This is a genomic window from Micromonospora sp. B11E3 (genome assembly GCF_039871625.1).
Lineage (GTDB): Bacteria > Actinomycetota > Actinomycetes > Mycobacteriales > Micromonosporaceae > Micromonospora.
In genome coordinates this window covers 19083-29319 of the sequence record NZ_JBDPMC010000076.1, presented here as the reverse complement: position 1 = coordinate 29319, position 10237 = coordinate 19083, and the positions used below count along the sequence as shown (strand labels likewise).

The 10237-nt window shown below is 71.4% G+C and carries 11 protein-coding genes; 3 read left to right on the top strand and 8 right to left on the bottom strand.

The genetic code is table 11. The annotated features are described in order from the left end of the window. Nucleotides 1–136 precede the first annotated feature (136 nt). The gene (locus tag ABGB16_RS27550) at nt 137–853 is read left to right on the top strand and encodes a sigma-70 family RNA polymerase sigma factor (RefSeq protein WP_347671001.1); all 717 of its coding nucleotides are present in this window, start codon (nt 137–139) and stop codon (nt 851–853) included. 616 nt (nt 854–1469) lie between these two features. Here the strand turns inward: ABGB16_RS27550 and ABGB16_RS27545 are convergent. The 8 genes from ABGB16_RS27545 to ABGB16_RS27510 all read right to left on the bottom strand — a co-directional run bounded on the left by ABGB16_RS27545 (nt 1470) and on the right by ABGB16_RS27510 (nt 7640). Beyond that, nucleotides 1470–2954, bottom strand: coding sequence for a tyrosine-type recombinase/integrase (locus ABGB16_RS27545; RefSeq protein WP_347671000.1), 1485 nt, complete (start codon nt 2952–2954; stop codon nt 1470–1472). 75 nt (nt 2955–3029) lie between these two features. Then, the gene (locus tag ABGB16_RS27540) at nt 3030–3299 is read right to left on the bottom strand and encodes a helix-turn-helix domain-containing protein (protein ID WP_347670999.1); all 270 of its coding nucleotides are present in this window, start codon (nt 3297–3299) and stop codon (nt 3030–3032) included. Then, nucleotides 3277–3459 (bottom strand): hypothetical protein, encoded by a 183-nt coding sequence (locus ABGB16_RS27535; RefSeq protein ID WP_347670998.1) that lies wholly within the window; start codon nt 3457–3459, stop codon nt 3277–3279. The genes ABGB16_RS27540 and ABGB16_RS27535 overlap by 23 nt, the downstream gene beginning before the upstream one ends. Then, a complete protein-coding gene (locus tag ABGB16_RS27530) occupies nt 3456–4367 on the bottom strand; it encodes a hypothetical protein (protein WP_347670997.1) in 912 nt (303 codons plus the stop codon). Before ABGB16_RS27530 ends, ABGB16_RS27535 begins: the two co-directional genes overlap by 4 nt. After that, complete coding sequence (gene dcm, locus ABGB16_RS27525) at nt 4336–4884, bottom strand: DNA (cytosine-5-)-methyltransferase (protein WP_347670996.1); 549 nt, start codon at nt 4882–4884, stop codon at nt 4336–4338. Before dcm ends, ABGB16_RS27530 begins: the two co-directional genes overlap by 32 nt. Continuing rightward, nucleotides 4881–5756 carry a hypothetical protein gene (locus tag ABGB16_RS27520; RefSeq protein ID WP_347670995.1) on the bottom strand — a complete coding sequence of 292 codons (876 nt, stop codon included), beginning with the start codon at nt 5754–5756 and terminating at the stop codon, nt 4881–4883. Before ABGB16_RS27520 ends, dcm begins: the two co-directional genes overlap by 4 nt. Then, nucleotides 5753–6769, bottom strand: coding sequence for a DNA methyltransferase (locus tag ABGB16_RS27515; protein WP_347670994.1), 1017 nt, complete (start codon nt 6767–6769; stop codon nt 5753–5755). The genes ABGB16_RS27520 and ABGB16_RS27515 overlap by 4 nt, the downstream gene beginning before the upstream one ends. Beyond that, entirely contained in the window at nt 6753–7640 is an 888-nt protein-coding gene (locus ABGB16_RS27510; protein ID WP_347670993.1) for a hypothetical protein, read from the bottom strand. Before ABGB16_RS27510 ends, ABGB16_RS27515 begins: the two co-directional genes overlap by 17 nt. A 743-nt stretch (nt 7641–8383) precedes the next feature. On the opposite strand from ABGB16_RS27510, the gene ABGB16_RS27505 reads away from it, so the two are divergent. Next, entirely contained in the window at nt 8384–9253 is an 870-nt protein-coding gene (locus ABGB16_RS27505) for a hypothetical protein (RefSeq protein WP_347670992.1), read from the top strand. Between the two features lie 606 nt (nt 9254–9859). Then, a complete protein-coding gene (locus ABGB16_RS27500; protein WP_347670991.1) occupies nt 9860–10237 on the top strand; it encodes a pilin in 378 nt (125 codons plus the stop codon).

Sequence of the window (10237 nt, the reverse complement as noted above, 5' to 3'; positions counted from 1 at the left end):
CAAGGGGGTGCACGCCTTGACCTGACCACCCACACGGAGATCACCTGACCACCAGCATGGATTTCTGCTGTCCGCCCACAAGGAGAGCTCAAGGCCATCGGACAGGACTTCGTCCTGACCCTTGACAGTGGCGACCATGACCGCGACCTGTCATGGCGACATCTGGCGGGAAGTGCAGGACATGTTGCCTTTCATGGTGGAGGGGCCCGAAACAGCGCGACGACGACCTGAGGAGGGATGCTGCGTGAGGCCCGGGGGGGACGAGTGCGACGAGCACGCGCTGATCGAACGCGCACGCGCCGGCGATCTTGATGCTTTCGGCAGCCTCTATGACCGCTACAGGGTCAGGCTCACGCTCATGGTCGTGCGTTGGCTGGCCCCAGAGGCGTCGTATGAGGTTGCGGAGGACCTTGCATGCGACGCGCTCCTGTGCGCCTACCGGAGTTTGCACCAGTACGACGCCGCGCTTGCGTCCTTCTGGACGTGGCTGAACTACGTTGCGATGTCAGTGGTCAGGAATCACAAGCGATCGAAGCGGCGCAAGCCAGAGATGCCAGCGGGTTTCTTGCACGAGTATGTGTTTGATCATCCTGGCGCAGTCGAAAGCGCGGAAGCGGCCGTTTTACGCCGGCTCGACTCAGAGCGAGTCGTAGGGGTGCTGAGGTCGCTCACGAGTCCGGGCGGGGCCGTGTTGGCGCTCCGGTTCATGGAGGGGTTCACGCAGAAGGAGACCGGAGCTCTGCTGGGTGGCCTTACGGCGAAGCAGGTGGAACGCCGGCAGATGCTTGCCAGAGCGGAGGCCGTCGTCCAGCTCGCAGCTATGCGTCCCGATCGTTCGGACGAGGCGAGCTGAGGCCGAGGGTGCCGCTGGGGATTGGTCCACGACGTGGCGGACGGGGTGGGCTGCGCCGCCCCACGGCGCACCCGCATCACCCGCAGCCCGAACAGGTCATCGGCGACACCGGCTCCACCTGCGCAACCGCACCCCACATCGTTCGTACGCGATCCGAAATGGACTCACCTGGCACATGCAGAGATGCGCCTTGTTCCCCGCGACCCGAAACCCTCGGACACTCTGTCGCGCCTTGCGGAAAGTCACGGCTGGAAGATCAACAAGTGATGCCGCCGGCATCACCGACAAACGACGCCGCAACCGACTCCAGCCCGCCGCCGCACCCCTACGCCACGGGCACGGTCATTACCGATGACGCCGACAACCTGCTGTCCCACGCCCCGCCCCAGCACAGGCCCGGGAACGATCCGCACCGCCAACGGCCCGCAGGCGGGATCGGGGCTTGCGAACCTCCGCGTGCGCAAGCCCGACCGCGCGAGCCCGTGGCCCGGATACCCGTCACGGTGATCTCCACCGACGTGATCTCCCGCGCTGGTGTGATCGGCCAGCTTCGGCCCCGGCCGGAGGTGCTGCACGGGCCGGTGTGGGCGTGGTTGCCGTCTGGTCGGTGGGCTGGTTATGCCGCCTTGCGGTTGCGGCGGGGGATGAGCTTGGTGGTGGCCTCGGCGGTAGAGCGCTTGAGTTCCTGCAGGACGGAGGTGTAGGTGTCGGCGGTGAGTTTGTAGGAGGCGTGGCCGAGAGTGTCCTGGATTTCCTTGATGCTGGCTCCGGCGGCGAGCATGAGGGTCGCGGCGGTGTGCCGCAGGTCGTGGAACCGCACCGGGGGTAGGCCGCTGGCGGCGACGAGGCGGTCGAAGCGGGCGGTGATGAGTTCCGGGTGCCAGGGCCGGCCGTCGCGGCGGACGAAGAAGATGTCGCTGCGGTGCCACTTGTGGCCGGTGGCGAGTTTCCACGCGGCTCGTCGGGTGAGGTAGGCGCGCAGCACGTCGACGGTTTCCTCGGCGAGGGGCACGACCCGGTCGCCGGCGGCGGACTTCACCTCTTTTTCGATGACCTGGTAGCCGACGCTGGTGCGTTGTTCGGTGATGGTGAGTTCGCCGGTGGCCAGGTCGACGTCGTAGTCGTGTAGCCCGGCGAGCTCGCCGCGCCGGGGTCCGCGGTGCACGGCGAGGTCGAACAGCGCCGACAGCTCCGGGTCGTGGGCGTCGACGTAGTCGAGGAACTGGCCGACCTGGGCGGGCGTCCACACCATGACGGGGCTGGGGCGTCGCCCGGTGTGCCGCCAGCGGTTGACGGCGGCGGCGGTCCACAGGCGCGGCTTGGGTGGGGTGCCGGAGCGCAGGTCGACGGATTCGGCGGGGTTGTGGTCGGCGAGTTGGTGGTGGTAGAGGCGGCGGGCGTCGTTGAGGGCCTTGCGCAGGGTGGCCAGGATGCGGTGCATGCTGGCGGGGCTGACCGTGCGGACGCCTTTGACGGTGTCCCGGACCGCCTGGTCGGGGCTGGCGCGCTTGGTGAGGATCTCGGCGTTGCGCGCTTCGATGGCGGCGAACACGGTCTGGATGTGCCCGGCGGTCAGGGCGTGCAGGGGAATGTGCCCGAGCTGGGGGATCCAGTACTTGGTGATGTGGTCGCGGTAGCTGCGCACCGTGGCCGGGGCGAGGCCGGTGCGGTTGCCGATCCAGGTGGTGAGGTAGGCGCCGAGGGTCAGCGCGCCGTCGGTGGCGGGTACACCGGCGTGGATACGCCGGGCGACGAGGTCACGCTGGGGCAGCGCCTCGCCGGGCTTGAGGCCGTGCAGCAGGTCGCCGATGTGCTGGCGCAGTACCTTGTCGGTGCCGGCGAGGTCGAGCAGCCCCCGCGCGTGGTCGCGTTCGGTGGCGGCCTCTTCGCGGGTGGCGAACCCGGCGCGACGTAGCTGCCGGCGGACGCCGGATGCATCAGGCGGGAGTTCGAGTTGGTAGGCCCAACTGCCGTGGTGGGGGTTCCAGCCGTTGCCGCGGCGTAGCTTGGGGCACCTCGCGCCGAGGCGCTTGCCGCCCTGTCGGCAACTGCACTGTTTGGTAATCGATCCTTCGGCCATCAGGAAACGTCTCTCCTTCACGCCGATGCCACATCCGGTGGCATCGGATTTACGGGTGTCGCTGGTGGTTGATCGACGCTCGCCACGGCCGCACGGTCAAGTCGCGGGCGGCGGGCGGGTGGGATCGGTCGCGGTCAGGACGGCGATGATCGCGGCCACGGACACGCGGTAGCGGGAACCGACCTTGATCACCGGCACCGGCAGGGTTCCGGCCTGGGCCATCTCGTAGGCGCCGCTGCGGGACAGACCGAAGATCTGCCCGGCGGTGGCGACGTCGGTGACCGCGCCGAGCGAGCGGATCCGCTCGAGCGTCCACACGACCTGACCCGACGACGGCGGGTGTTCAGGTGACGGGCGTGACGACATGGAGTGCTCCTTCTACAGGTGCGCGGGTGGGGCAGGGCATTGGGATGGTCCCGGCACGCATGGCGGCCAGGAGCGAGCCCTGGATGCGGGTGGCGATGCGCTGGCCGTGTTCGTACCTGTGCAGGCCATCCGGCGGCGGGTGAAGGCTTTCGCTGCTCATGACGGCACCTCCCACCGGTGCGGGCACAGCAGCAGCCGCAGCGCGGCTGCCGCCTGCTGGGGGACGACGCCGTTGCCGAGGACCCGCAGCGCGAGGGTGCGCGGCAGCCCCAACGCCGGGTCGGTGACGTGACCGGCGTCGAGTCCCATCAGCCATTCCACGAACGGCGGGGCGAGCACAGGTTTGCCGTGCTGCCCGGTCTGCGTGGGCTCTGGCGCCGGTCGGCCGAGCAGCAGCTCCCACCGGGCGACGGCGGCGGCGTAGACGCCCCACCGCTGCTCGTCGAGATGGCCGAGGCCGGCGACGGTGGTGCGGAGGTCCGCGCCGCCGTCGCCGTGGCGTCCGGGGCCGCGTCCGTCGGACGCGCGGGGGGTGGGCAGGGTGCGCGCGGGTACCCGCACCGCCGCCGAGGGGAGGGTGAGGTCGCCGTGCGAGCCGCGCTGGCCGGGGCAGCCTTTCGCTCCGTCGGTGGCCCTCGGGGTGGGCAGCAGCACCTGCGACAGCGGAGGCCGGAATCCTGCTCCGGCCTTGCGTCCGGGAGTGCCGGTGTCACTGGCCCTCGGGGTGGGCAGCAGCGCTTGGGGGTCCAATGGTTTGCCGCCGGGGTGTGGTTGGTAGCCGCGGACCGCTGATTCGAGGGTTGGCCGCCAGGTGTCGCGGTTGCTGCCGCTCATGTAGCCGGTGCCACCCCCAGCGGTCGGGGTGGGCAGGAGTTGCCCGGCGATGCCGGCGAGGCTCGGCCGGCGGGCTGCTCCCGCGGACGGGGACTTGTTCGACCCGTACGCCACCGCGGTGGGGGTGGGTAGCAGGCCGTGGGTGGATCCGGACGGTTCGATGAGGTCGGGTAGCCCGTGCTGGTGGCCGGGGCCTTTGCCGTCACGGGCGCACGGTGTCGGTAACGTCCGCACGCCCTCCCCACTGCTCGGCGGGTGTGGCCAGCAGGAACAGCCGGTCGCGGCGGTGGGCGGCGCCGATGTCGGATGCGCGTAGGCACGTCCAGCTCGTGTCGTACCCGATCGAGGCCAGGTCGGCTTCGACGACGTCGAACCCCCGGCGGAGGAGCGCGGCGACGTTTTCCACGAACACGAGCGGCGGTCGAAGCGCGCGAATGGCGTTGGCGACAGCGCTCCACAGGCTGGAGTGCTTGCCGCCGATCCCGGCGCGTTTGCCGGCGTTGGAGATGTCCTGGCAGGGGAATCCTGCGGTGAGGATGTCGACCGGTGCGACGGTGCTCCAGTCGACGGTGCGGATGTCGCCGAGGTTGGGTACGCCGGGCCAGTGATGAGCCAGGACGGTGCTGGCGTGTCGGTCGGTTTCGGCGTACCAGGTGAGGTGGCCGCCGAGCACCAGCTCGACGGCCATGTCGAGGCCGCCGTAGCCGGCGCACAGCGATCCGATCCGGGGCGGCTGGTGCTGCTCAATCACGCCACCTCCCGCCCCATCGTCGCCGCCGCGACGTCCGACTCGACGGGGTGCGGGCAGGTCCACGGCCCGCACCCGGGCACGTCCGCCCTCGTCTCGGGCGTGGTGCGGAGGGTGACCTGGTCGAGGGGGATCCGCTGCCGGTGCAGGAAGAACTGTCCGCGCAGCGGCTGCCCGGCGGCGTTGGCGCGGGCCGACCCGTGGCGGATCGCCGCGTCGAACGCCACTGCGTCCGCCCACCCGTGCGGGTCGTCGCGGCGCAGCCGCGCCCATTCGGTGTCGATGCGGTACGGGCACCCCACGCAGGCGCTGCGCGGGGTGTCGGCCAGCCCGTGTTCGGTGAGGTAGGCGAGACAGTCTTCCCGCCGCCATCCGAAGTCGAGCAGCGGGAAGACATTTCGCATGTAGGCGACGTCGGCGTCGCGGGCGCGGCCGATCTCGTCGAGCGAGATGCCGATCGCCATCTGCGCGACCAGCCCGGACGGCACCCGGGCTGGGTGGGGATAGCCCAGGCGGCGCCGCACCTCCGCCTTGATCGGTTTGATCTTGTACTCGGACGTGCACTGTCGGCGGGCCATCCCCCGCTCGCCGTCCGGTCCGAGCGTGAACAGGGGCATGGACGCGAACCGGTGGGCGGGGTCGAGGGCGTCGTGGCGGATGTTGCCCGCCGACACCCGCACGACCGGAATCCCGGCCCGGGCGGCGAGCCGCTCCAGCCGGCGGAGGTGGGCGTAGACCGGGGTGGGTTCCCAGCCGGTGTCGGCGAAGATCGCCGCGTCGAAGGTGGGGATCTCACCTCGCACGGCGAGCAGGAGGACGGTGGAGCTCTGGACGCCTGCGCCGAGGCTCAGGTACCGGTGGGTGGGTGCGGTCACGCGACCACCCCGCCCCCGGTGGCGTCGTCGTTCAGGATTCCTGAACCCGAGTCGGTCTGGGGGCGGCGGAAGATCAGCACGTCCTCATGCGTGATCAGGTGCAGCGGGGTGCCGCCGGCGCGGGCCTTGCGCACCTGCTGGAGTTGGAAGAACGACGGGCGGGCGACGAGGTGCCCGTCGCGGACCGCCGCGAGAAGCGCGACGCACCGCTCGGTCGGCACGAGACCAGCGCGGACACCGGCGGCGATAACCGCGGACGGCAGGTCGACCAGTTGGCCGTTCTTGCGCCACGGCCGGGCGGTCACCACCACGGTGCCGCCGGGGCGCAGCAGCACCGCGCAGCCGCGCAGGATCTGCGCGAACCCGTCGGCCAGACCGGTGAGGTCGCGGTAGGCGAGGTTGCCGCGGTCGGTGCCGTCGTTGTAGGCGTTGTCGAACTTCGCCACCCCGTCGGCGCCGGGACGCACGAGGCCGTGCACGGTGGGCCCGTACGGCGGTGAGGTGACCACGAGGGCGACCTGCTCGGTGAGGGCTGCGGGCAGCAGCGACTGCAGGCGGGTGGCGTCGCCGCGGACGATGGACGCGCGGCCGGGGGCGCCTTGGTGGTGGGCGTGGGTGATGTTGGCGTCGGCGATGTTTGACCAGCGCGGCTCGTACTCCACGCCGATGGCGTCGCGGCCGGCGTGGATGGCCTCGACGAGGGTGGTGCCGATCCCGCACATCGGGTCGAGCACGAGGTCGCCGGGCTGGGTGTAGGCGTGTACGGCGTGGGCGGCGATCGCTGGGAGCATCCGGGCGGGGTGCTTGACCGACTCGGGCACGTACCGGCCGCGCCGCTGCACCGGCCCGGTCTGCTGCGCGGTCGCCCACACCGACAGACCCTCAGGCTCGACGGCGTGGCGTCCGCTGGTGTCGCGGTGCCGGCCCTCGTAGGAGCGGTGCCGGCCGTGGTAGCTGTCGGCCGGCTCGTTTGCCTCGGTGGGAACCGGGACGTGCTCAGCCACGATGCTCACCCCCGTCCCGGTGCCCGTCGCGCTGCGTGGGCACGGGTGAGAAGACGAGCAGGTCCGCGTGGACCCGCAGGTGCGCGACCGTCCACCGCGGGTCGTTTTGGTGGGTGAGGGTGAGCAGTTCCTCGTCGGTGACGTGGTAGACGAACGCGTCGCCTTCCGCGTCGGCGGCGACGGCGACGATGTGCTGCAGGTAGCCCAGGCCTACCGACGCGGCGGCGGTGGCCACCGGGGTGAAGTCCTCCGGCCCGCCTGCTGCGGCGGTGGGGACGGTGACGACGAGGACGAGGCAGCCGCCGGGGCGCAGCAGTCGCGCGCATGCGGTCAGCAGCCACGCCAGCCGGATCCGGTTGGTGGCGTCGGCGGGGTCGAGGGGCCAGCAGGCCACGACCAGGCTGGTCGCCCCGGCGAGGGACGTGTGACCGGCGGCGGTGGGCGGTTCGGTGGGTAGGTCTGGGTCGGTGAGATCGTCACCGAACCACGCGCTCATGTCCGGCACGTCGTCGCCGTCCTCGCCTAGGGCGGCGGGGTCGGGGCGGGCCGGCGGAGTGGCCGGGCCGATGATCAGGCTGGACGCGTCGGTGAACCAGGCCGGGTGGTGCCGCCGGCCGCCCGCCGCGCAGACGGCGGCCAGGGCGTGGTCGGTGGTGAGGTCGACGACGACCTCGCCGGGGCGGGTGTAGGCGGCGACGAGCCGGTAGGCCAGTCGGGCGCCAATGCTGCGGCCGGCGTCGGCCGGGCCGCGGGCGGTGCGCCACACGGTGACCGGCACCGGCGGGTCGCCAGCGACCAGGTCGATCAGGGTCGGGTCGACGCTCTGCGGGTCGACGGGGCGGACAGGGTCGGTGTGGTGCCGCGGCGTGTGCTCGCTCATGTGATGTCGGCTCCGCGCCGCGCCGTGATGCGCTGACACCCTCAAACCGGGCTGTGCCAGGTCTGGCGAACGCCCCCGGACCTGACAGACCTCTGACAGCGACGGGACGCGAGCTGACATCCCTGGTAGGACACGCCGGTGTCCGACACCGAGCGTGACCGATACCGTGCGACATGCCAGCGGTCAGTGTCGATGACATGGTGATGGTGGCTTGCGCTGTCAGGTGCCGGCGCGCCATCACGCCGGTGGTGACACACGGCGGACATGCGTCTGTCAGTGTCATCCGGCGCGCCGCTGCTAGCGCCCGTCATGTCACGGCTGTCCCCGCCGTGCCGGACGGCGCTGGCGTGCCGCCGCCGCTCGTTGTCCGGGACTGCCGAACTGACAACGGCGCGGCTGTCAGGTCCGCCACGGTCTGACAGAAGCGTCTGTTAGACCCCTGCCCGCCGCTGTCAGATCTCGCGCAGCGCGGTGTCCGCCGCTGGCTGGCTTTCGGGGCAGGGCTGGCGGCAGCGGAACACGCAGGTCAGGCGGCTGTATCAGAACGTTGCGTGAGACGCGCCCGGCGCTGTCCGGTCGTGTCAGACATTCGGTCTCATCGGCGGCGGCTGTCGCGTCGGCACCGTGAGCTGCGTTGTCAGAGGTCTGTGAGGTCGTCGTGGCGCAATCATTGTCACCGCGACCGCGGTGTGACACGCGCCGGGCGTGTCATCGGCGTTCTTCGTTGACGTGGAGTTGTGAAGATGGCTGTGTCCGACATCGCTTGGCCTGACTCGCCGCTGGATGACCTCGATGCTGCCTTCGCGGCGCTGACATGCGACCCCAACCCGATGACATTCGATCTTGACAAGCTGGGCGGTGACACCGGCCTGCCGGGCGGTGTCATGACACTGCCGGCGCTGCGCGACTGGCTGTTGACGCACCCTCGCGCCTACACGGCGCGTGACGCCGTGTGGCGGGACCTCGTGCTGCGGGCGCGCCTGGACGGGCCGGCGTGGGTGGTCGCGGCGGCGGGCATGGCGTTGCCGGCGTTGCGCCGCTGCGCCGGCCAGTTGCGTGTCGGCTGGTCCGGCGACGCCCACGACATCGACGCGGAGATCCTCACCGGGTTCCTGGCGGCGTTGCGGGACCGGGTGGACCTGTCGAAGCCGGCGCCGTACGCGTCGCTGTGTATGGCCGCGTGGCGGGCCGGGTTCGAGCTGCGCCAGCGTGTCGGTGAGGCGGTGCCGGTCGACGATGTGGAGCACGTGGCGGGGCCTCGCACTCCCACCGTGCCCTACGGCCACCCCGACTTGCTCGTGCGGCGGGCGGTCGGGCTGGGGCTGCTCGACGCCTGCGACGAGCAGCCCTACATCGACCTGCGGCTGGGCCGGCGGGCGATCGAACCGATCGCCGCAACCATGGGCATCACCGTCGACGCCCTGCGCATGCGCGCCCGGCGCATCGACGAGCGCATCGCCCGCGCCCTGGCCAACGGACTGCTCACCGGTGTCGCGTCCCCGCAGGCCGCCGCGGAACTGGCCGCGACCGCCAGGCACCGGAAGCGGACCCGCGCCGCCGTCGCCGCCGCAACCGGCCAGCCACCCACAGCGCCGGCTGCCGTGGCCGCCTGAATCCCCGATTACTGTCGCGGGCCCGACCGTTATGGTCGGGCCCGCAGCTGTTCGCGGCGACCGCGCCGCATCTGGCCGCTATCGCCAGCTTGTCACTGTCGACGCGGCTGCCGTCCCGGGCGAACGTGGTGGAGACAGACACGCCGACCGGCGCGTCTCCGCTGCGACAGGCGCGACATCGCCGAGACGGACGCGGCTGAGCTGCCGTGTCAGACCCGGCGGCGGTCCTGTCAGCGACGTGTCAGACCGGTGCCAGACCCAGGGGCGTTCGCCAGAGCTGACAAGAGCCGGTTTGAGGGTGCGGAAGTTCCCCGACGGCGGCCACCAGGGCCGAACCCCGGACGGGTTCCGCTCGCCGTCAGGGGGCCGGGCTTATGCCGGGCCGCCCGCGTGCCGGACGCCTCGGGTGCCGCGCAGTTTGGTGCGCTGACACCTCATCGAACACACCGCTACCCGACAAGGGAGGACGTGCTCCTCCCGGGGACGGTCCGCGTTCGTGGCGCCGCCCGCGCCCGCGCCCCCTGACGGCGGTCTCCCTGACCACCCGCTACCGCCCCTGCCGTGTGACGTCGCACGGCCACCCCGGGGCCGGAGGTGACGACTCTCATGTACCGCGTACCGGCACGTCTTCGTGCCCTGACCCACTGCCGCACCATCCGCCGCGCCACCGCCGTGATCGCCACGGTGGCCCTGTTCCTGTCCGCGCCAGTCGCCGCGCACGCCGACCCAGGCGGGCCGGTGGTGCTGGCGGCGAACGACCTGCCGGTCGTGATCGGCAACCTGCGGACCTGGCTGATGGGATTACTCGCCGCCGTCGCGACCCTGTTCCTTGTTCTGGCCGGCGTGTACTGGGCCACCGCCGGGGGAGACCCGGCGCAAGTCGAGCGGGCCAAGGGCGCACTGAAGAACGCCCTGGTCGGCTACGCCCTGGCCGTGCTCGCACCGGTCCTGCTGGAGGTCGTCCGTGGAATCGTCGAGGGCTGA